Source organism: Moorena bouillonii PNG, assembly GCF_001942495.1.
Classification (GTDB): Bacteria; Cyanobacteriota; Cyanobacteriia; order Cyanobacteriales; family Coleofasciculaceae; genus Moorena; species Moorena bouillonii.
In genome coordinates this window covers 1,669,564-1,690,802 of sequence record NZ_MKZS01000001.1, presented here as the reverse complement: position 1 = coordinate 1,690,802, position 21,239 = coordinate 1,669,564, and the positions used below count along the sequence as shown (strand labels likewise).

Sequence of the window (21,239 nt, the reverse complement as noted above, 5' to 3'; positions counted from 1 at the left end):
GATTAAACTAAGCCAGTGAGTCACCTCACTGACTCGTCTTCAAAACCGTACGTGACACTTTCGCATCATACGGCTCCTCATTACAGTACAGTCCTTGACATTGGCTCCTCTAGAACGGATTTTCGTCTAACTCTGATGAATTAGTTTTTGACCCGTGCTTGGCATCATGGCAGTGTAGGTGTAGTAATTCTAGATTTTCATCTTTGTTACTTCCACCTTTGTTACGTGGTAAGATGTGATGTTTTTCTAATAAATCTCCACTTCTGAAGGTAAGACCACAATGAGCGCATTTCCCTTCTTGCCGTTCTAAAAGCCTTCCCTTCTGAGTGGTCATCTCAGGATGCTTTCTCATTCTGGTGTTCCAATAAACTAGGTCACCATCATAAGGACTTCTGTTGTCCTGGATTTTAATATGCCTGACAATTTTTGTCTTAGCATGTTTTGGCAGGTAGTTGTCCTTTCCTGTCATGAACGTCCATCTGTCCTTTTCAATGGTTCCCCAGTATTTATTGTTTACCCAGGTTCTTGATTTATTAGGATGTCTTCTGTATCCCCATCTTCGGAGTTTATTCCAGAGCAAGTTTCCTATTTTTTTGTAGGTTTCCTGGCTACAGGCTGAACTGTAGTAGTTACACCATCCTCTTCTAATAGGTTTGAGTTGGCTTATTAAAGCCTTCTGTGGGGCAGCTCTGTTTTTTTCTATAACTTTTGAGAGCTGCCCATAATGCTCCAGGATTTTTTCTTTAGATGGTTTTATGATTGTTTTAAAGCCGCGTTTAGAGTGTTTCTTTCCAACTTTGTAATGTCGGATGTTGAATCCTAAGAAGTCAAATCCTTCCTTTGTGTTGGTTATTTTTGTTTTGCTTGACTTTAATTCCAACCCCATGTCGTGTAACCATGAGTTGATGACTTCAAGACATTCTTCTACCACTTTTTGGTCTGGGTGTAGGATGACGAAGTCGTCTGCGTATCTAATAAGAGCTAAACCCTTCTTATAGTGGGTCTTTTTTCCCTTTATAGAATTCGCATAGTCCTGTATCACCTGTTCCATTCCGTGGAGGGCTATGTTCGCTAAAAGTGGTGATATTACACCACCTTGAGGAGTTCCCTCATTTGTAGGTGAGAGTGTTTCCTTGTCCATTACTCCGGCTTTTAACCAAGATTTGATTAATCGCGATAGTGTAGGGAAGGTATTTAATTTTTTAAGAAGTGCATCATGGTTGATTTTATCGAAGCATTTGGCAATATCTGCATCTAAAACCCATTTCTGAGTCTTATTAATATTGTTGAATATGGCTTCGATGGCATCATGACATGAGCGTCCTGGTCTGAAACCGTATGAATTGGATTCAAATTTTGCCTCCCACTCAGGCTCTAAGGCTTGTTTGGCTAGAGCTTGTAGTGCGCGGTCGTACATGGTGGGGATACCTAAAGGGCGTTTTTCCTTCTGTCCGGGTTTGGGAATCCATACCCTTCTAGTTGGTTTAGCCTTTTTGGAGACTTTTAGTTTGGCTACTAAGGCGAGGCGTTGTTTCTTGGTGAGTGACTTAACCCCGTCTATTCCGGCAGTCTTTTTACCTTTATTCTCCTGGGTTACCCGCCTAACCGCAACCATTTTGGCTGACCAGGATTTCATCAGAGTTTTTTGCAGTTTTCTTACCACGCGGACATCACCACGGTTCGAGGCTCGATATATTCGTTTTTGCAACTTAAACACGGTCATTTCTAGCTTACGCCAGTTGACTTTGTTCCATTCTGACTGTGAGGCGAACCCCCGAGTTTTAGACTTCTTCATTGCTACTCATAACTATATCTCTTCCTGTAACGTAAGTCTGTCAGCGTATCCTAGACATTACTCTAGGCGTTTGCTTCTGACTCTATCTTTCCACTACAGGCCATGCGGCTAACTACCTACTTAAGAAATCGACCTTTCTTAAGAGCACCTGTAGGGTTACTTCGTTCCCAATAACCATTCTCTAGGCTTTTAGGGTGATACTCTTCACCGGGAATATTGAGGGAAATCATCATGAGGAAGATAAACCTCATAATCCTTTTATTCCGTAACTTTTTGTTTGTAGCGTATCAGTCTATTTTCGCTACTTGCCCTTTACGGTGATTCATACGTATCTTCCTTGCGTACCCATGAGCCTTTTGCCTGATGTTAACTCCATCTAGACTGATGTAGCTTTACTATTCGACCCTTGCATCAACCTGTAGGCTTGTTATTTCCTACAAATCAGGGTAGGGCTGTCACTCGGATTTCACGAGGGAAGGATTTACACCTCCATGGTTATCAAGTTGTCATGATTAGTTTCCTAATCAAGCAGCTATTCCCCCGAGTCTCTTTTGAGACAAGGTTTCTAGCTAACGGGTCGCACTATCTCCCAAAGCACGAAGAAATATTCCTCGTGCGCCATTAAAGTTCTAGAACCAGATCCAATGTCACTACAAAACCCTTGGTTTTCGGAAAATTTGTTTAATTGAGACAAGGTCGTGGCACTAATATCATAGTTAAAGTGTAGCAAATTACTTGAGGCAATGGCCAAGCTTTGTGATACTTTTGCCTACTGTCCACTAACCTCAGAGATTCAACCCCGGTAAATCCACTTGAGATTTACCTAAAGTTCACCTATGTCAACGAGCTTGATATCTAATGGACGAGGAGTGCTTGTGTCAAATTTAAATGCATACTTACGTCCATTGTCCACATTGACTGTTTTCGCTTGGAACCCTCGTCGGAAGGGTAAAAAGTCAAAGGTAACCTTTCCTCCCTTGTCAGTAAACCATAATGCATTCCGGCCAAAGCGCAACCGTCCTGCTTCATCATCTACAAAGTAGCGGACACGGGTGAAACGGATTTGGCTCTCAATCTTGAAGATTTCGTTTTGGTTAACGCCGCCCTGTGCGACTCTGCCGCCACTGACTGTTTCAGCATCTTTCTGATTTAAGTCCACAAACAGGTCTGGATTCGCACAAATAGTTGACATGGTTTTTCTCCTAGATTTAACTTGACTTAATTTCCGATACTTTTTAGCTACCAGAATCTACCAAAGGCAAATTCTGGCTCGCCAATGCAAGATGCTTTCACATCCAGGGGGTATCTCCGCGCTTCTCTGACGGAATATCCCGCGAGCGCCATAAAAATGTCAAAAAAGTTGGTTCCACCGGGATAGAGAGCGCAACTATTAAACCCTTGGTTTTCGGCTTTAATTTAAGTTACATAATAATCCCTGTCGGTGTTACCCTAACTTAAGTATAACAAATAATAAGAGTTTTTGGTAGACTCTGCGACATTTTCTTTTGCTGTTCACTAACCTCCCTTCAGTATACCAAATAGTTGGAGATATTGCTAGACTATGTGACACTTTTTAGAAGTGTATACAAACCCTGATGCGATCGCAAACTCAACATCGCACTTTCCTCACTCCCTAAGAGGGCTGATGGGTTATAGTGAAATCAAGTTACTTAGGATTCTCGATGACCTGATCAGCTTTTAGCTTCCAGGAAAAAAAGCCCCAAATCTGCAAGCGTGATCGACCACCCATGGCCTACGGCCAACTGTGAGTGTGGGATAAATTTTGCACAAAGTCTTTCACACAAAACCGGCACGATGCCTTATATTATATTGACTGACAAGCAAGGTCGAAAATGCTGCTTGTTGGTTAAATGCTTCACGTATTTGGATGCATCAGTTACCTCAAATCTTTGCCGTTGCTCGTAACTTTGCTCTAAATATCTATCCTTGTGATCACTTTTAAAAGATAGCTCAGGCGCAAAGACGGTCCCAGTTTCGATACACACAAAGAGGGCATTTTCCGCAATGAAATAGCCCTGGCTAAGTAGGTGGGCTTAATTATCCGTAAAATAGCGATTGAAATTTAAAATGCTGAAACCCTCTTGAATAAAGGCTTCCAGCTTGATTTTCGTATTTATAGTTTTAACGTTTATTTATGCCCACCTACTTAGATATACTTATGCATTGGTTAAATGAGCTAGGTTTTTATTTTTGTCTGATCAGGTGCAAGAGCTGAGTATACTTAGATATTGCACCAAGTTAAAAATTTACCTGTCAAACTAGGGAACAGGGAACGGCGAACAGGTAAAAGTAATAATATTTGACTATTTAAGTACTGAAATTGATTGTTATCACTGCCGTTATTAAGTTTTTTGTAGTTGTGCAATATTTCATTATATAGTGTTTTTGTAATTCAATAAACACTATATAATAATGTGGAAAATCCCTTGTCAACAAGCACAATAAGCCATGGTTAATTAAGAAATATTACCGATTACCTAACAAGATAAAAGATTTGTTTATTCTAAATTGCTGTCCGCCTCAGCATAATAGTATATTAATCCAGGTGAATAAAATTAATTTACTGCTTGGATTTAAGAGATGGTTTATACATCAGACCAACCGCAACAAAGCTTAAGTACTCAAACAGCGCGTAATTTAGCGACGACGACTAAAACAGCGCCCCAAATGCGGGGGAAGACCCCACGTTTACTCCTCAAGCTTCTACCTTGGGTTGAGGTTTCAGGTGGTACTTACCGGGTGAACCGCCGAGATATCAGAGTTACAGAAGAGATGCCCACGAACGATGATGGGGAAAAGAACATTGAAATATTAAGTGGTCACGAAGGCGAACCCAGCGTCACCCAAACCTTTGTTGACTACGACGATGAACCTCGGGAGTATCCTTTGAGTATTGCCCAGACAATCTTGAAGGTTCATACCCGAGTCGGTGATCTCTACAGCAATGCCACGGATCAGGTGCGAGAGCAGTTGCGCCTCACCGTTGAAGGATTGATGGAACGTAAGGAAAACGACATTATTAACCATGATGGTGATGGTGATCCCGACAAAGCCTATGGCTTACTCCATGCCGCAGATCCATCTATGCGCATCTCCACTCGTACTGGGCCACCCACACCGGATGACTTTGATGAACTATTGGCAAAGGTCTGGAAACAGCCAGCATTTTTCTTAGCTCACCCCCAAGCGATCGCTGCCTTTGGTCGAGAATGTACGCTCCGGGGTGTTCCTCCTGCAACCGTTCAACTATTTGGTTCACCCTATATCACCTGGCGAGGGGTTCCGGTAGTTCCCAGTAATAAGTTGAAGGTAAACCAGGGCAAAACTAATATTCTGCTGATGCGAGTTGGCGAAGCCGCCCAAGGGGTGGTGGGTCTACACAAAACTGGCGTGTCTGGAGAACAAGTGCCAGGTGTGTCCGTGCGCTTAATGGGGATCAATGACCAGGGGATTGCCACTTACCTGATTACTACCTATTTTTCCGTAGCCTGCCTTGTGCCCGACGCCCTGGGCGTTCTGGAGAACGTAGATATTACGACCTACCATAATTATGACTGAACAACAAGGTTTAAATCTTTCCCCATCGCCTCAGAACAGTCAACCCCTTGAAAGTTCTTTCGGAGGGGATCTATCCGATCCCCAAATGTTAGATCAAATATTGAATCAGCTCTTGGCCCAGCTACCCGAACCGCTAACCTCACCAAAGGCAATGGCTGGCATGATACCACAGATGTTGACTGGACAGGGTTTAAGTCAACCCGTAGCGCTTGCTCAACCCCAATCCAGCAGCCAGAGTCCCAAGCAACCGGAGGCTCAACCCCAGCAGACCACTAGTGGGCAAAGTCCAGAGCAATTGCTGTCTGATGCCCAACAGCAGCTGTCCAGCCTACAGGGTCTAGGCCAAATCATAGACCCAATCATCTCTGAGGCTCAACCACTTATGTCTGGTCTGGAGAGCCTAGACCTATTGGGAGCTGAAGCTCAACAGCAGCTGTCCAGCGGGTCAACCCCAGACCAGATGGCTGGAACTAGTCAGCTATCTCCTGATTTCCAGGGAAAAACACCCACATCTGCCCCATTAACGCCAGTGCCTCAGGGGGATACCTCTGGCTCTGCCTCAATGCCTGAGATCTCCTCAGCACAAACCCCCAACTTGTCTCCGACTCAAACCAGTGAGGCAGCAACCAAAAGCACAACTGCACCCAGCACTGCTACCGAAGCCAATCGGCCAGGGCGTCAAGTACCCAGCCAATCTCCAAGCAGTGAAAATGGCATGACAGGGATGGGGGATCTCAGCCTCAGCGAGTTCCTACCCGACTCAGCCGAATTACAGCGTCTGTTTGAGCAAGGCATGGCAGCCGTTCTGCCAACCAAACCTGCTCTTCCAGCTTCCCCTCAATTTGGCTCAGACCAGATGGGAGCAGCAGGATCTACCAGTACAGCATTGCAGAACCCTGAACAGGTAGGATCGGAGGTTGAACCAAAAACTAAAACGGTGCTAAACCTTGAACAACCTGGTGCAGTGGGCCAACAATCCTCTCCTGATATCCAGGGTAAAACAGCGGCTTCTTCCCAATCTGCGTCTTTATTTGATGGAAGTTCCCCCGATTTTTACTTTTTGCCGAATCTGTCTCCAACCATAACCTCTGCTGCCTCTACGCTACCTGCTGGTGACCCATCCGGTACCAACACCGTGGCCCCGGAACAACTCGGAGGGGCAATAGAAACCCAAAGCCGTGAGCTACAAGGTCAAGGGGAAAGGGAAATCGGAAACCTCAAACAACTTGGCGCACGGAGCACCAGCGAGGCTCTACCCCAGCTTGAGATGCTACCCGGTGCCGAGTTCCTGAGCATTTTAGAGGAAGGGGCTGGTCACATTCCTCTGAGTGAAGCAGATCTGCATCAGTCTCTAACTGAACCTCCAGCAGCGGTGCCCCTACCCCCTGGAAGCACACCTAAGTTTTACTTTTTGCCAGACTCAAAACCGGCGGAGTCAAGCTCATCAAAGCCTTCCACTGAGCAACAAACCTCGCAACTGCCCCAGGATGGCTTTGATGTGGAAGCGGTAAGGCGAGACTTCCCAATTCTGCACCAGCAGGTTCATGGCAAGCCACTGATCTGGATGGATAATGCGGCCACTAGTCAAAAACCCCAGAGCGTGATCGATACTCTATCCCAGTTCTACGAACAGGATAATTCCAATGTACACCGAGGGGCTCATACCCTAGCGGCACGCTCTACCAATGCCTACGAAGACGCTCGGGAGAAAATTCAACGGTTTCTGGGCGCAAGTTTAGCCACGGAAATTGTCTTTGTACGGGGTACGACCGAAGGGATTAATCTGGTGGCGCAAGCCTATGGTCGCAAGCATGTTAAAGCTGGGGATGAGATTTTGCTCACTACCTTAGAGCACCACTCTAACATTGTGCCCTGGCAGATGCTAGCCCAAGAGAAAGGAGCTGTGTTAAAGGTTGCTCCTATTAGTGATCAAGGGGAAATCCTACTGGAGGAATATCAAAAACTGCTCAGCGATCGCACCCGTATCGTTGCCCTGAGTCATGTTTCCAATGTGTTGGGAACGGTGCTGCCCATCAAAACTATGGCAGCTATGGCTCATCGCCATGGTGCTACGGTGGTGGTCGATGGAGCTCAATCGGTTCCCCATTTCCGAACCAATGTTCAAGACCTGGGGGCTGACTTTTATGTTTTCTCGGGTCACAAGCTCTTTGGCCCGACTGGCATTGGTGCTCTCTATGGCAAGGCAGCTTTACTCAAAGAGATGCCCCCTTGGCAAGGCGGTGGCAACATGATTGAGTCTGTTTCCTTTGAAAAAACCACCTTTAACGACATTCCAGCTAAATTTGAAGCAGGTACCGGTAACCTGGCAGCAGCCGTAGGTTTAGGGGCAGCCATTGACTATCTCAATCAAATTGGTTTTGAAGCGGCGGCTAAACATGAAGAAGCATTGATGGCCTATGCCACAGCGGCAATGGCTGCTATTCCAGGATTGCGCCAGATTGGCACAGCGCCGGGTAAGGTCAGTACGTTGTCCTTTACCCTTAAGAATATTTCTTCAGAGGATATGGGGAAATTCTTGGATAGTGAAGGCATTGCCGTACGTGCCGGACATCATTGTGCCCAACCCACCCTGAAACGGTTTGGGTTGACTAGCACTGTGCGCCCCTCCTTAGCTTTTTACAATACCTTTGGAGAAGTAGATAAGCTGATTGCAGCAATTAAAAAAGCAAAACACCAGTTATCTTAAGCTGTTGCGTATTTAACTTGTATGTTTCGGATGGGCATCTCGCCCATCCCACAAGAAACTGATGATTGTTGTTTATACAAATTAGATGCGTTGCGAGCTTAAAACTCAATATAAAAACCCTAATTGTTTAAGAGAACCCATCCCATGGTTTACACATCGGAGCAGCCACAACAGAGTTTAAGTGTTCGTGCAGCCAAGAAACTAGCCTGCACCATGAAATCCCCGCTGCAAATGCGGGCCATTTCACCACGCTGGTTGCTCCAGCTATTGCCTTGGGTTGAAGTGTCAGGGGGGACTTACCGTGTCAACCGACGGGATGTCAGGATTTTAGAGGGTTTTGCCGCAAACGAGGACGGAGAAAAGAACATTGACATCTTAAGTGGTCACGAAGGGGAACCCACCCTCACCCAAACCTTTGTTGACTACGACGATGATCCGCCGGAATATCCCTTAAGGGTGGCTCAAACGATTGTGCGGGTGCATACCCGGGTCAGTGACCTCTACAGCAATGCCAGAGATCAGTTGCAAGAGCAGTTGCGCTTGACTATTGAAGGGCTAAGGGAGCGCAAGGAATGGGAAATTGTCAATAACGATGGCAATGGTGATCCAGACCGAGCCTTTGGGTTACTCCACAAGGCGGATCCTTCCATGCGACTCTCAACACGCACAGGTCCCCCCACCCCGGATGATTTCGATGAACTCCTGGCTAAGGTGTGGAAACAACCTGCTTTTTTCTTGGCTCACCCCAAGGCGATCGCCGCCTTTGGTCGGGAATGCACTCGTCGTGGGGTTCCCCCAGCCACAGTGAACCTGTTTGGATCTCCCTTTATCACCTGGCGCGGGGTTCCCATTATTGCCAGTAACAAACTTGCCGTGGACGCCAAAGGCAAATCCAATATTCTGCTGATGCGCGTGGGTGAAGCGCAGCAAGGAGTGGTAGGGCTACGTAAAACAGGTTTGATTGGCGAACATGAAGAGATTCCAGGTGTGTCTGTGCGGTTGATGGGCATTGACCAGAAGGCGATCGCCTCCTACCTCGTCACCCTTTACTTTTCCGCCGCCGTGCTGGTTCCCGATGCTTTGGGGGTACTAGAAAATGTAGATACTGGTCGCTATTATGATGAAGATGCAAATAGTAGGAAAAGACCCTCGGCATCTTCTGTGTCTTCCAATGTGTCATCCAAACAGGCCGTTCTCACGTTTGATGGTCAGGATGATTATATCGATTTTGGAAATCAGCCTGAATTTAAAATTGCCAAAGAGATCACCCTAGAAGCTTGGGTTTATTGTGAAGCCCAAGTTAGAGAGGCTGGTATTATTTCCAATGTTTTTGATACAGGTGCTGCTAAGAGTGGATACGGTCTCTTACTCAATGGGAAAAGCGGGATATTTTTTGCTTTGAAAACCTCATCTCAAAAAATTATTTATTTGAATAGTAAAAGCAATAGCCTTACATTAAATCAATGGCATCATATTGCTGGAACTTACGATGGTAAAGAAATGAAGGTCTATGTAGATGGAGTAGAAAAAGCAAATCGAGCTCTAGAATCTTCTGGTATTGATTACAAGCCCGAAAATGATTTAGCAATTGGCAGATATAACGATAACAATGAAACCCATCTTTTTAAGGGTAAGATTGCTGAAGTTAGGCTTTGGGGAGTGACTCGTACTCAGGCAGAAATCCAAAAGGATATATCCCGCCGTTTGATCGGGAATGAACCAGGACTAGAGGGATATTGGCCTTTGAACGAAGGGAGTGGCAATACCGTTTCTGATCGTACAAGTCATGGTAACAATGGCACAATTAATGGTGCAACTTGGGGGACTGCTGATGATTTACAGCTTTGAACAAAATCTGCAAAAGCAGAGCTAGTAGGGTGGGCAAGGACAGGTAAAATGTCTATCCCACAAGTAATCAAAGCTAGTAGGGTGGGCAAAATGAATATCTTTAAGGATTAGACTGATAAATCGCCCATTTTTGCCCACCTAAGCTGTTCGACATTTAACTTGCATGTTTTGGACGGGCGAGACGCCCATTCCACAAAGAACTAAGGACAGGCAAGATGCCCAATACTGCATTCTCAATTCTCAATTCTCAATTCTCAATTCTCAATTCTCAATTCTACATTCCTCAGGGTAATTGGCATAGTTTCCGGAGCAGGAATAACCCTACCAATCAAGGAGCTTTGCTTGTGGCCAAATGTTTTCAACTTCTTGATACATTCATCAACGTTTTCAGCTGGAATAGCAGCCAGGAGTCCACCAGAGGTTTGAGGGTCAAATAACAACTGGTATTTGGCTAAATCACTAGCCTGGGTAGCATTATTGATGTAGATGGCTAGTCGTAAATTTTGAGGGTGTAGGGAACTGGTAATTCCTGCTTGCACGGTTTCTATGGCTCCTGGCAAAATCGGTATGGCATCTAAGTCTAATTCAACTCCCACTTGGGAGGCTTTTACCATCTCGAACAGGTGTCCGAACAGCCCAAATCCAGTAATGTCAGTGCAGGCTGTTGCGCCGGATTCAAGAAGGACTTGGGCAGCAGTTTGATTGGAGAGCAACATGGATTCAAGGGCCTGCTCAATCCAGCGACCTTTAGCTTGGTAGCGCATATCAGCTGCAAACAGTGTTCCTGTACCAATAGCTTTGGTTAGAATCAACACTTGCCCAGGTTTCATCCCACTTTTGCGCAAAAGTTGCTCGGGATGAACTAGCCCATTGCAGGACAGACCAAAGGCTAATTCCGCGCCTTCAGTGGTATGACCACCAATTAAGGGACTCTGACAGTCTTGGAGGATTTTATTGGCTCCCGACATCAATTGATAGAGGGTTTCCTCGATCTTTTCGTCTGTCCCGTAGGGAATGGTAACGATGGCTAAAGCACTTTGAGGGGTTGCTCCCATGGCAAAAATGTCACTCAAACAGTGATTGCTGGCAACTTGACCGAATATATAGGGGTCATCGATCAAGCTACGAAAATAATCGACTGTCTGTACCAGCAGTTGACCGGCTGGCACTTGCAAAACAGCTGCGTCATCTGGGTCCCCCAATCCAATCATAATATCGGCTCCTCCCATGATCGGCAGCCGTTTGATCACCTTTTCTAGGGTTGTACTACCCACCTTTGAACCACAGCCTGCACAGTGCATTTTGGGTTTGCTAATCGGTGATGGCAACAGGGAACTGGAGAGATTGTCTTCTTGTCTTTGGGACTCTTGATCTCCCCTACTACTTGATTCTTCCGCTTCCATTGACGGTAAATCGTCAAACTTATCCATGAATTTGCGGTCAATTTGGTCTTTCCATAGCCACAGCAGCGGTGAGCGCCACTCCAAAAATGACCAAGAAGCGATCGCTTGTTTGTCCCCCGTGCCAATTAAACTTAAATATCGAGCCTGGGGATGGTAAGGGAGCAGTTTTTGCCCTAAGACAATCCGTCGCAGGTTTTCAAATAATGGCTTTCCCTGACGAACAGCAAATACCCCAGCTTTAGGCCGCTGGTAGTTTTGCATGGTGGCAATATCTCCAGTAGCAAAGACATGGGGATGGGAAATCGACTGTAAGGTATCGGCAACGAGAATGAACCCGCGCTCATCAGTGGCTAGTCCTGAGGCTTTAATCCAACTGGGAGCCGAGGCTTGAGTCACCCAAAAGACATGGTGGCATTCAACTTTTAAGCCAGAGTCACAGATCACCTTGAGGGGTTGGGATTGATCGGCATCAGCAGATATTTGACTCACTTCTTCCCTTAAATGGATTCTAATTCCTCGTTGGAATAAAATTTTTTCTAAGTGACCCCGGACCCAACGATTGTGCTGGGGTAACAGTTGTGTACCTCGATGGAATAAATGAATTTGTAACTTCTCCGTCGGTTGACCGGCATGGGTTAAAATTTGATGCAATTTTGCTTGCATGTTGAGGGCGAGTTCTACTCCACCAGCTCCACCCCCAACAATACCCAAGGTGAGAGGGCCCATGGGATTTTGTTCCACCTGGGCAGCGATTTGCTCCCAGGCTGCTAAAAACAGGGGAACCGGTTTAGCAGGAATCCCATACTTAGCCGCACCAGGTGTTCCAACCCTTGCTGGCGTACTGCCAATATCAATGGATAAATAATCAAAGGCAACAGGGGGATGATTGGCACAAATGACTTTCTTTTCAGTTAACTCCAGACCAATCGCTTGGTCTAAATATAACTGGGCTTTGGAAAACACCGCCAGACGAAGCAAGTCGATGTGAGCTTCATCGTAGCTGTAAAAACCGGCAACATGACCTGGTAGCATTCCCGAATAGGGGGTGTGGGCATTGTCGGTAATCAGGGTTATACGGACACCAGGGAGAGGTTTCATGGCAAACTTTTTGAGAGCGATCGCATGGCTGTGACCACCACCAACTAAGACTAAATCTGTGGTGATCGGTTGAGGAGCTGGCTGCATGAGACCCGTTGAAAAAATTGAAAAAGCTGTCTTCAGTTTATCTAATTTTGCTTCAATAAAACCCACATCCCAGACTTGACAGTGTCATAGGTAATAATCAGGCTTTATCTGTGGCTGATCAAACATCGATAGCGCCAAATTCACTATTTATAGGTAAAAAAAATCGCCAAGCTACACAGAATTATTAGCGTATTACTTTAATAATACAACTTGATCGGCGAAATCTGGGATAAAAAAATTCAATTTTTACCTTAGCCAAAGTATAATCTTCACAGTTTGATGATCAAGAAAAAAAACAATGAACAAAAAAATCTTACTAGGTTTTCTTTTAGTCCTATTACTACCGGTTACTGCCTGTGCCCCTAGCTCCGATTCTACATCCTCGTCTGGAAATGGGGCTCAGGTGCAATCTTTTACCACTGGAGCAATCCCCGATCAAGATCCTGAAAAGTTACAGCGACTCTACGGCAAGCTTGCAGCTTACCTAGAAGCGGAGTTAAAGGTTCCGGTAGAATACAAGCCTGTGATTGACTATGCAGCAGCGGTAACAGCTTTTCGGGTGGGGGACTTGGATCTGGTCTGGTTTGGTGGACTGACTGGGGTTCAAGCACGGTTACAGGTAGAAGAGGCTGAAGCGATCGCTCAACGGGATATTGATGCTGAATTTCACACCGTTTTTATCGCCAATAAAAGCAGCGGGCTAAAACCGATTAAGGATATTAAAGATTTAAAAGTTTTGAAAGGTCATACCTTAACTTTTGGCAGTGAGTCATCTACCTCTGGACGCTTGATGCCCCAGTATTTTCTCGAACAAGCAGGGGTAACCTTAGACGATTTTAAAGGTGAAGTTGGGTTTTCCAAATCCCACGATGCCACGATTCAATTGGTTGAGGCAGGGAGCTACAAGGTAGGAGCCTTGAACGAACAGGTCTGGAAGAGTCGCGTTGCAGATGGAAATGTGGACTTAAAAAAAGTAGAGTTGATTTGGCGAACTCCAGCTTACTATGATTATCACTGGGTCATTAATCCTAAAGTCAAAGAACGCTACGGGGATGATTTTGTCGAGCGGGTTCAAGCCGCCTTATTAAAGCTAGATCCTAATGTTCCCGAGCAAAAAGAAATTCTTGACTTATTTGGAGCTACTAAATTTATTTCTACAAAAAATGACAACTATGCCCAAATTGAGAAAATTGGACGGAAAATTGGCAAGATTAAGTAAATAAGCTGATGTGCATTTAAATTGGTTATTCCCCGTTTCTTTATCCGCTGTTCCGTGTTCCCTTTGAGCAATTTAGGTGGCGTTGCGTCAGTCTTCGCGCTGAATAGGAGTAGGGTGGGCATCCTGCCAGCCAGAAAAGATCGCCGAACAGGCAAGATGCCCATTCCACAGGTGCGACCCGTGGCGAATTTAATAATTAGATGCGGAAAGCGCACCTAAAAACTTTTAAAATCATTCCAATATTAAGCAACGCCAAATGCTGAAGAGCTTATCACTAATCACCAATGACTAAAATTCCTATCTTTGAACTCAAACAGGTATCCCAGCAATTTGGCCAGTTTCGGGCATTGACTAACCTTAACCTCAAGATTTATCCTGGGGAACGAGTTGCCCTAGTGGGGGCGAGTGGTGCAGGTAAAAGTACCTTGATCCGCCTGCTCAATGGCATTTTACTCCCCAGTCAAGGAGAAGTCTGGGTCTTAGGTCGTAATCTAGCTAGAATCTCCCCGCGCCAATTGCGTCAGGTGCAGCGTCGCCTTGGCACCGTTTACCAACAGTTCAATCTAGTCAATAACCTCCGGGTGATTCATAACGTTAATGCGGGTCATTTAGGACGCTGGTCATTAATGAAAGCTCTTGTTTCTTTATTGTTTCCCCAAGAGGTAGACACTGCTCTCAAGGCTTTAGCTCAGGTAGGAATTCCCGAAAAGCTTTATGCACCAACCGAGGAACTGTCTGGAGGACAGCAACAAAGGGTTGCCTTAGCTAGAGTGCTGGTGCAAAATCCTGAGGTGATTCTTGCTGATGAACCGATTTCTAACCTGGACAGGCAAATGAGTCGGGAAATTATGGATTTGCTCAAGGAGATAAGTGAAACTGGGGGAAAGACATTAGTAACTAGTCTGCATTCTATCGAATTCGCCTGCAGTCATTGCGATCGCTTGGTGGGATTGCAACGGGGAAAGATTGTCTTTGATGTTCCTCCAGGGGTTTTGTCTCAGAGCATGATCGACAAATTATATGCTACAGAGACTGATCTGATGAATGTATAGTTTGAAATTTTTAGGAACATTTCCGTCTCAAATCCTATAGCACTTGGAGTAAATATTAAAACACATTAGAGGTCTATAAATCATCTTTAATCGACTCAAATGAATCAAACTAAACGTTCCAAAAATGATGATTTAAACTTTAATTTAATCAACGATATTACCGTGACCCAAGTAGTTCTATTAATTTTCTAAATCTTGACTACCTTAAAGCTAAGTTATTACCTATTTACACTACCATTTATTTCTTTTTTTTCGTCTATTAACCTCTAGTTTTAGGGTGTTATGGTATTATATAAATCTATATTTGTGTTCCCTGTTCCCCGTTTTATTTTCCCTGTTACTTTATCCACTGTTCCCTTGAAACCAAAATACTATTAAACTAATATACTTCCGTTGCAATAACTTAGATGACTCAAAGTTTATCTCGTCCACCATTACTGAATCGCAGCCTGCTGTGGGGAATTTGTTTTGTCATTTTTATCGGGATGGCGGTTGTTAAAGCTGGTATCTTTGAGCAAGATCTTGTTAATGTGGGAGGATTTTACCAACTATTGCGATTCTTGCGGGCGAGTTTGCACCCCGAAGTGAGTCCTGAGTTTCTGCAGCTGACCCTGAAGGCTACCCTCACGACCCTAGCTTATGCCGCCTGTGGCACTTTTCTGAGTATCTTGCTCGGCGTGGTGGCAGGAGTTATCACCTCCCAAGTTTGGTGGTTGACAGTCTTGCCTCACTGGACTCTGCGACAACCCATCTGGCTGGGAATTCGGGGACTGCTGGCCTTCCCCAGAGCAATTCATGAGATGATCTGGGGCATTTTTTTTGTCAGTATCTGGGGTTTAGATCCTCTGGCGGCCATTATGGCCATCGCCATTCCCTATGGGGCAATAGTCGCGAAGGTCTTCTCAGAAATTCTGGATGAAACGCCCCGGGGTGCTTTGATGGCATTACTCAGTAGTGGCGTGTCCCCCTTGATGGCCTTTCTTTACAGTATCATTCCGCAAGCCTTTTCAAATCTCGTGTCCTACACCCTCTATCGCTTTGAGTGTTCCATTCGTTCAGCTACTGTACTGGGGCTGGTTGGGGCTGGTGGCTTGGGCTATGAGATCTTGCTGAGTTTACAGTCTCTGCGTTACGAACAACTATGGACATTTTTCTATGCCCTAGTTTTATTAAGCGCTGCGATTGACATCAGTAGTGTCATCTTGCGCCGCCGGATTAATTTGAGAGTAGTTTTAATTTTAGTGGTTTTGTGCTGTTTGGGGTTTTTGTATGTCAGTCCTGATGTTAGCAAGTTTTGGTCTCCCCGAACTCAAAAACTCTTGGGTGACATTGCCCAAGCATCATTTCCCCTCGATTTTAAGGCTGTCCCCTTGTCGCAGCTGTGGAAGTTATCACTACAAACTCTAGTTATGTCTGTCCTGGCGAGTGCTGGTTCTGGTCTTGTAGGGATTGTTCTGTCTTTTCCAGCAGCCCATAATTTTTTGCTACCAGGGGGATTGCTCAATCCCAGTCCAAAAGCTTCGCGATTAGCTGCCTTACAAGGCTGGTCTATCCTAGTATTCACCAGGATCATACTAATGTTTGGCAGAGCTATTCCTGCCCCAATTTGGGCATTAGTGGTGATGTTTGTCATGTTTCCGGGAGTTTTACCTGGTGCGATCGCCCTAGGATTGCATAATCTAGGCATCCTTGGCAGGTTGATGGCAGAAATAAATGAAAATTTGGAAAAGCCTCCCTTAGAAGCCTTAAAAGCACAAGGAACTCCAGGAGCACTCTTGTTTCTCTATGGGATATTCCCGATGAATTTACCTCGTTTTCTGGCTTATATTTTCTATCGCTGGGAGGTGTGTATGCGGGAGACAGTCATTGTAGGATTAGTTGGAGCTGGAGGATTAGGGGTATTGTTGACCGAACAACTGAGCAGCTTTGATTATCCGAGTGTGGGCATGACGCTGGTTTGTTTTGTCTTTTTGACTTTTTTCGTTGATTGGGTGAGTGCTGCCGCTAGAGAATCGATAACTCCTCATAAATCTCTAAACTATTGACACTCCCCGCTAATCGCGAGACGGGGATTCTTCACTCAATGACTCGGCTTGCTGAACCTGACCGGAATCAAGGACAGTAGAGGCCAAATCTCCTGAAGCGTTTGGATTAATAATCCAAGTTCCGACGTGCCCCGTCGTACTTATGGCTCGATTTCGGATGTTGATAGCGGCATTGTGGTCTCTATCAAGTTCACACCCACATTCACATACATGAGTCCTAGTAGATAGGGACTTTTTAACAGTTTCACCGCATTCAGAACAGTTCTGGCTAGTGTAGGCAGGATTCACTGCAACAGTCATCCTGCCAAACTTAATCCCAAAATGCTCCAACCATTTCCTAAATTGATACCAACCAGCGTCATTAATAGATTTGGCGAGACAGTGATTTTTTACCAGATTCTTAACTCTTAAATCTTCGTAGGCGACCAGATCGTTAGATCGGATTACGCAACGTGCAAGTCTCTTTGCATGTTCTTCACGCTGCCTACTTATTTTAAGGTGCTGTCTACCTAGTATATTGACCGCTTTTCTTCGGTTGGATGAGCCTTTCTTTTTTCGGGAAACCCGACGTTGATAAAATTTTAAACGTCTTTCCCCTTTTCTATAGAATTGGGGGTTAGGTTCAGAATGACCATTGGAGTCTGTATAAAACTCTTTGAGTCCTACATCCAGACCAATCATTTCACCTGTGTGCTCTACTTCCTCTTTTACGTTAACTGCAACGCAAAATTGAACATAGTACCCATCAGCTCGTTTAACTATCCGAACCCGATTAATTTGCTTCTTGTCGAAGCGCCACAAGTCCCAAGTCCCCTTTAGCTTAAGCTTTCCAATCCCTTTTTTGTCTGTGAACGTTATCGACTTTTTATCAGGAGATAACTTCCATCCTGACTTCTTGTACTCGACAGAGCGAGCACGCTTTTGGAATCTAGGAAAACCCTTTTTGCCTGGAACTTTTTTCTTGCAGTTATCGTAGAAGCGAACAATCGATGACCATGCCCTCTCAGATGCAGCCTGACGAGCGGTAGAGTTTAATTCATTAGCAAAGGTAAACTCTTTAGCTAGTATTTTAGAGTACCGGCTAAGGTCACTTTTTCCTGTCCCTTTGTTGTCTAACCACAGGCGAATACAACTATTTCGGATAAACTTAACTGTCCGGATAGCTTCGTCTATAGCTGAATATTGATACTTTTTGCCCTTGGCTTTAAACTCTAGAATGATCATTGACCTTAGATCACGCTACGCGAACGAAATTCGACCTCCTCGACCTTGACCAACGGTCACGCTACGCGAACGGTCGCGCTACGCGAACGATATGTCTTTACTCTAGCAATTTTATATAAAAGCGTCAAGTACTAGTCAAGATTTTTTTCACGGCGACTCAAGTCGCTGCTAGTCTTCATCCCCGGTTTAAAAACGCGGGGCTTTCGACTTGTGCGTCCCCTCGTAATGGGATTATGCTTCTGCCTTACTGGCGTTGCACAATAACAGGATGATGTACCTATTTGCCGAAGGAAGTTTGAACTGTAGACTATAAGCCACTTTTAGTTATGTGCAAAAAATGGTAACATCCCACAAATGTGCAACGGCTCCTGACTAACCTAAAGCTTGGGCGAGATCTTCTAGTAGATCATCAGTATGTTCAAGACCAACAGACATCCTTAACAGATTGTCTGGGGTTCGGGTACCAGGAAATTCCATCGAAGCACGATGTTCGACTAAACTCTCGACACCACCCAAGCTAGTGGCTCGTGTAAATACTTTAACCTTGCCAGTAAAGGCAAAGGCATCTTCCCTGTTTCCTTTAACTTGGAAAGAAATCATACCCCCAAACAGGTTCATCTGAGCAGCAGCAATTCCATGTCCTGGATGGTTTGGTAATCCGGGATAATGAACAGCTTCTACTTGGGAGTGTTCTTCTAAAAACCGTGCCACCTTCAAGGCATTTTCTGAATGAGCTCTCATGCGGTAGGGTAAGGTCTGAATGCTCCGCAGGAGTAACCAACAGTCGAAAGGGGCGGCTACTGAACCGCCAGCCATCTGAATTGTTTTAATTTTGTGAAAAAATTCATCCTTAACCTTAGTAATCACGGCACCTCCTAAGACATCACTGTGTCCACCGAGATACTTGGTTGTGGAGTGGATAACCAAATCTGCCCCCAACTCCAATGGACGTTGGCTAATCGGTGTTGCCCAAGTGTTATCGCAAACACAATAGACATTATGGTTATGGGCAATATGGGCAATTTTGCTGATATCGGTAACCCTTAACATTGGATTGGAAGGCGTTTCTATCCAAATCAGCTTGGTGTTGGGTTGAACTGCCTCCATGACTTTGGTAGGATTAGCCATATCTACAAAAGTGACCGCCAAATTCCAAGGGCGAAAAATTTCTCGCAAGAGAAACCCAGTTCCTGTGTAACTATCTACAGGTGCAACTACATGGTCTCCAGGGGACAAAGCCTGGAAGATACTCAAGGTAGCTGCTGAACCAGAAGAAAAAGCGGCGGCGGCTGCTCCACCCTCCAATTTAGACAGGCATTTCTCCAAACTATCCCGATTCGGGTTATTGTCTCGACTGTAGTTATAACCCTGAGGGTAGCTGCCGTCTGGCTGACGTTCAAATGTAGTAGATAGATAAATTGGGGACACTACTGCCCCTGTGGCTGAGTCAATATTATGGCCAGCATGCACTGCCAGTGTCTCAATTTTCATGCAACCTTTTGCTCAAATTACTGATAATACCTTTTCAGAGGTAAGACGCCAAAATATATAAATTGTGAATATATAAATTGTGGCGTTCCTCATACTTATGAGGTACTGTCAATTTTATTCCGTCCTTATTAAGGAGGGGAGGGGGGATTCGTACTCCCCACTCCCTACTCCCTATTCCCTAAAACCCAGGACTTTGTACCTCAACCAATTGAAAACTGCGATATATACATGTTGGCCATATGATGCCGCATGAATCCGGTCTACGTTGTGTTATTGACTACATAAGGCTTGCTTATCACTGACAATAGGGGTAAAACTTAATCAAAACCCATATTCACTAAGGTTTGTTGCCAAATTGCCAGTACCATAAGAAAACTTTACCAATCGTTTTAATTGGCTTGAGTGACTTATAGGCTTCCCATTGCCCCGGTATGATAGGGGAGTTGTTGGTAATTATAAAAAAATTGTGAAAAAAATTACACTCTTAGGTTCCACTGGGTCTATAGGTACCCAAACTCTCGATATTGTTAATCAATACCCCGAGCAATTCCAGTTAGTGGGATTGGCAGCTGGGCGCAATGTGGAAATGTTAGCCGCTCAAATTCGGCAATTTCGACCGATGATTGCCGCAATTCGTCATCAAGAGAGATTGCCAGAACTCAAAGCAGCAATTGCTGACCTTGACCCCCAACCTATCCTCCTAGGGGGCGAAGCTGGAGTGGTAGAAGTGGCACGCTATGGTGATGCCGAAGCTGTAGTTACTGGCATTGTCGGCTGTGCGGGTTTGTTGCCTACTATTGCTGCTATTGAAGCGGGTAAAGACATTGCTTTAGCGAATAAAGAAACTCTAATTGCAGGTGGTCCAGTGGTACTACCCTTAGTGGAAAAACATGGTATTAAGCTGCTACCAGCTGACTCAGAACATTCGGCAATTTTTCAGTGTCTTCAGGGAGTGCCAGCAGGGGGATTGCGGCGGATTATCCTAACTGCATCTGGGGGGGCTTTCCGAGATTGGTCCGTGGACAAGTTAGCTTCAGTGAAGGTGGCTGATGCCCTGAAGCATCCCAACTGGTCAATGGGTCGTAAAATTACTGTAGACTCTGCCACCCTGATGAATAAGGGATTGGAAGTGATTGAGGCTCACTTCCTGTTTGGCATGGATTATGACCACATCGACATTGTGATCCATCCCCAGAGTATTATTCACTCCCTGATTGAACTACAAGATACCTCAGTATTAGCTCAGTTAGGTTGGCCGGATATGCGCTTACCTTTACTCTATTCCCTCTCATGGCCGGAACGGATCTATACCGATTGGGAACCACTAGATTTGGTGAAAGCTGGTAATTTGACTTTTAGGGAACCGGATCATCAGAAATATCCCTGTATGAACATCGCTGATGCAGCTGGTCGGGCTGGGGGGTCGATGCCAGCGGTATTGAATGCAGCGAATGAGCAGGCAGTTGCCCTATTCCTAGAGGAGAAAATTGGTTATTTGGATATTGCTCGTTGTATTGAATCTGTATGCGATCGCCACCAAGCTGATAACTGTTCCAATCCTTCCTTAGACGATATCTTGGCAGCAGATCAATGGGCAAGACAGGAAGTTATAGCTGCTAGTAAGTTGCTCCGGGATTCGATCACTTTCCCACAGCCTGTCCCTTCAACAAGTTGATTAGGTTCAAGACTTG

12 protein-coding genes and 1 pseudogene are annotated in these 21,239 nt (G+C 45.2%); 8 read left to right on the top strand and 5 right to left on the bottom strand.

Annotated elements, in window-relative coordinates:
* Positions 1-109: 109 nt before the first annotated feature.
* Positions 110-1,723 (bottom strand): group II intron reverse transcriptase/maturase, encoded by a 1,614-nt coding sequence (gene ltrA / locus BJP37_RS06950; RefSeq protein ID WP_438941524.1) that lies wholly within the window; start codon positions 1,721-1,723, stop codon positions 110-112.
* 895 nt (positions 1,724-2,618) lie between these two features.
* Positions 2,619-2,987: a hypothetical protein gene (locus tag BJP37_RS06945; protein WP_075897530.1), complete on the bottom strand. Its 369-nt coding sequence runs from the start codon at positions 2,985-2,987 to the stop codon at positions 2,619-2,621.
* Positions 2,988-4,396: 1,409 nt separating this feature from the next.
* Between BJP37_RS06945 and BJP37_RS06940 the strand changes: the two genes are divergently transcribed.
* The 4 genes and pseudogenes from BJP37_RS06940 to BJP37_RS42220 all read left to right on the top strand — a co-directional run bounded on the left by BJP37_RS06940 (position 4,397) and on the right by BJP37_RS42220 (position 9,929).
* Positions 4,397-5,374 carry a family 2A encapsulin nanocompartment shell protein gene (locus tag BJP37_RS06940; RefSeq protein WP_075897528.1) on the top strand — a complete coding sequence of 326 codons (978 nt, stop codon included), beginning with the start codon at positions 4,397-4,399 and terminating at the stop codon, positions 5,372-5,374.
* Positions 5,367-8,081, top strand: coding sequence for a SufS family cysteine desulfurase (locus BJP37_RS44890; protein ID WP_438941501.1), 2,715 nt, complete (start codon positions 5,367-5,369; stop codon positions 8,079-8,081). Before BJP37_RS06940 ends, BJP37_RS44890 begins: the two co-directional genes overlap by 8 nt.
* A 144-nt stretch (positions 8,082-8,225) precedes the next feature.
* Positions 8,226-9,203 (top strand): annotated as a pseudogene (locus BJP37_RS42225) (family 2B encapsulin nanocompartment shell protein); the annotation flags it as partial.
* Between the two features lie 39 nt (positions 9,204-9,242).
* Positions 9,243-9,929, top strand: a complete 687-nt coding sequence (locus tag BJP37_RS42220; RefSeq protein ID WP_229415553.1) for a LamG domain-containing protein — start codon at positions 9,243-9,245, stop codon at positions 9,927-9,929.
* 254 nt (positions 9,930-10,183) lie between these two features.
* Here BJP37_RS42220 and selD read toward each other — a convergent pair whose 3' ends face one another.
* Entirely contained in the window at positions 10,184-12,517 is a 2,334-nt protein-coding gene (gene selD / locus BJP37_RS06920) for a selenide, water dikinase SelD (RefSeq protein ID WP_075905837.1), read from the bottom strand.
* A 298-nt stretch (positions 12,518-12,815) separates the two neighbouring features.
* Between selD and BJP37_RS06915 the strand changes: the two genes are divergently transcribed.
* The 3 genes from BJP37_RS06915 (at position 12,816) to BJP37_RS06905 (ending at position 16,833) form a co-directional block, all read left to right on the top strand.
* Positions 12,816-13,736: a putative selenate ABC transporter substrate-binding protein gene (locus BJP37_RS06915; protein ID WP_075897526.1), complete on the top strand. Its 921-nt coding sequence runs from the start codon at positions 12,816-12,818 to the stop codon at positions 13,734-13,736.
* A gap of 284 nt (positions 13,737-14,020) precedes the next feature.
* Positions 14,021-14,788 (top strand): phosphonate ABC transporter ATP-binding protein, encoded by a 768-nt coding sequence (locus BJP37_RS06910; RefSeq protein ID WP_075897524.1) that lies wholly within the window; start codon positions 14,021-14,023, stop codon positions 14,786-14,788.
* Between the two features lie 407 nt (positions 14,789-15,195).
* The gene (locus BJP37_RS06905) at positions 15,196-16,833 is read left to right on the top strand and encodes a PhnE/PtxC family ABC transporter permease (protein ID WP_075897522.1); all 1,638 of its coding nucleotides are present in this window, start codon (positions 15,196-15,198) and stop codon (positions 16,831-16,833) included.
* Between the two features lie 9 nt (positions 16,834-16,842).
* Here BJP37_RS06905 and BJP37_RS06900 read toward each other — a convergent pair whose 3' ends face one another.
* Together BJP37_RS06900 and BJP37_RS06895 are read right to left on the bottom strand one after the other, a co-directional pair.
* Positions 16,843-18,057, bottom strand: coding sequence for an RNA-guided endonuclease InsQ/TnpB family protein (locus tag BJP37_RS06900; protein ID WP_075897520.1), 1,215 nt, complete (start codon positions 18,055-18,057; stop codon positions 16,843-16,845).
* A gap of 372 nt (positions 18,058-18,429) precedes the next feature.
* A complete protein-coding gene (locus BJP37_RS06895; RefSeq protein ID WP_075897518.1) occupies positions 18,430-19,548 on the bottom strand; it encodes a trans-sulfuration enzyme family protein in 1,119 nt (372 codons plus the stop codon).
* A 466-nt stretch (positions 19,549-20,014) separates the two neighbouring features.
* On the opposite strand from BJP37_RS06895, the gene dxr reads away from it, so the two are divergent.
* The gene (dxr, locus tag BJP37_RS06890; RefSeq protein WP_075905835.1) at positions 20,015-21,223 is read left to right on the top strand and encodes a 1-deoxy-D-xylulose-5-phosphate reductoisomerase; all 1,209 of its coding nucleotides are present in this window, start codon (positions 20,015-20,017) and stop codon (positions 21,221-21,223) included.
* The last annotated feature ends 16 nt before the right edge of the window (positions 21,224-21,239 follow it).

Excerpts from the sequence above, each read along its gene's own strand:
- ltrA (WP_438941524.1), bottom strand. The coding sequence starts at position 1,723 with ATGACCGTGTTTAAGTTGCAAAAACGAATATATCGAGCCTCGAACCGT.
- BJP37_RS06945 (WP_075897530.1), bottom strand. The coding sequence starts at position 2,987 with ATGTCAACTATTTGTGCGAATCCAGACCTGTTTGTGGACTTAAATCAG.
- BJP37_RS06940 (WP_075897528.1), top strand. The coding sequence starts at position 4,397 with ATGGTTTATACATCAGACCAACCGCAACAAAGCTTAAGTACTCAAACA.
- BJP37_RS44890 (WP_438941501.1), top strand. The coding sequence starts at position 5,367 with ATGACTGAACAACAAGGTTTAAATCTTTCCCCATCGCCTCAGAACAGT.
- selD (WP_075905837.1), bottom strand. The coding sequence starts at position 12,517 with ATGCAGCCAGCTCCTCAACCGATCACCACAGATTTAGTCTTAGTTGGT.
- BJP37_RS06915 (WP_075897526.1), top strand. The coding sequence starts at position 12,816 with ATGAACAAAAAAATCTTACTAGGTTTTCTTTTAGTCCTATTACTACCG.
- BJP37_RS06910 (WP_075897524.1), top strand. The coding sequence starts at position 14,021 with ATGACTAAAATTCCTATCTTTGAACTCAAACAGGTATCCCAGCAATTT.
- BJP37_RS06905 (WP_075897522.1), top strand. The coding sequence starts at position 15,196 with ATGACTCAAAGTTTATCTCGTCCACCATTACTGAATCGCAGCCTGCTG.
- BJP37_RS06900 (WP_075897520.1), bottom strand. The coding sequence starts at position 18,057 with ATGATCATTCTAGAGTTTAAAGCCAAGGGCAAAAAGTATCAATATTCA.
- BJP37_RS06895 (WP_075897518.1), bottom strand. The coding sequence starts at position 19,548 with ATGAAAATTGAGACACTGGCAGTGCATGCTGGCCATAATATTGACTCA.